Here is a 1,184-nt window from a genome sequence, read left to right as displayed (position 1 = left end):
CTAGCACTACTTTGGCAGGTTTTTAGCGGCGGGCGAGTTTTTGGAATTCCCAAGAGAGAGTTTGCGTGATTCATAGGAGGTCGGCTTGTGGAGGGCCGATCAATGGATGTGGACTGGCAAGCCGATCTCGAGCGCTGGCTTCAACCGTTTTTGGCAGGTCTTTCGCATCCAGCTCGGCGCCGGATGTGTCCGCTGTACATTGCTGGTCTGATCGGGCCGGGCGACCGTAAGAGCGTACAACCGATGGCCGCTCGAGCGGGCGATGTCGGCTACGATCAGCTTCATCATTTTGTCGCGGCAGGGGTTTGGGACAGCGCTCCGCTCGAGGCCGCCCTGCTGAAGGAGGCAGATCGCCTGGTCGGCGATGAGGCGGGTTTTCTCGTCATCGACGACACAGCGTTACCGAAGAAGGGACAACATTCGGTTGGTGTCGCGCCTCAATACGCTTCGTCGCTTGGCAAGACGTCCAACTGCCAGTCGCTGGTGTCGGTGACCCTGGCCTCACGCGAAGTGCCGGTGATGGTGGGCCTTCGGCTCTTCCTGCCCGACACCTGGACGAATGATCCCGAGCGGATGATGCGGGCGCGCGTCCCGAAGGATCGACAGGTCGCTCTGACAAAGCCGGAAATCGCCATCGAAGAGATCGATCGTGTCATCGCCTCCGGCGTGCGTTTCGGCTGCGTGCTTGCCGACGCGGGCTACGGGTCGAGCAGCTCTTTTCGTCAGGCTTTGAGTGAGCGCGGTCTGCTGTGGGCGGTAGGACTATCGCGACGCCAAAACGTCTATCCGGCCGATGTTGATCTGATCTTCCCGGTCGCGACCACCGGCAGGCGCCGCCAATATCACATCCCGGACCAGCCGCCGGTCTCTGCCGAGGTGATGCTGTCTGGTGAGAGATGGCACAAGATAAGCTGGCGGCGCGGCACTAAAGGTCGGCTGACTTGTTTGTTTGCGGCTCGCCGTGTCCGCGTTGCGGACGGTCATAAGCACCGCATGCTCGACAATCGCATGCAATGCATGCCAGGCGAGGAGGTCTGGCTCGTCGGCGAACGCCGGTCGACTGGCGAGCAAAAATACTATGTGTCGAACTTACCGGCCGATGCGAGCCTCAAGATGCTCGCCGCCACGATCAAGGCGAGGTGGGTCTGTGAGCAGGCACATCAGCAATTGAAGGAGGAACTCGG

Annotated in this window: 1 pseudogene; it reads left to right on the top strand. The window is 60.7% G+C overall.

Features of this window, described 5'->3' with window-relative positions:
- Positions 1-65: 65 nt before the first annotated feature.
- Positions 66-1,184: pseudogene (locus tag ACFFNA_RS39005) on the top strand (IS701 family transposase); the annotation flags it as partial.

Source organism: Mesorhizobium kowhaii (assembly GCF_042431665.1).
Classification (GTDB): domain Bacteria; phylum Pseudomonadota; class Alphaproteobacteria; order Rhizobiales; family Rhizobiaceae; genus Mesorhizobium; species Mesorhizobium kowhaii.
Note: the sequence above shows the minus strand (reverse complement) of the source record. Positions and strands in the feature narration are given on the sequence as shown.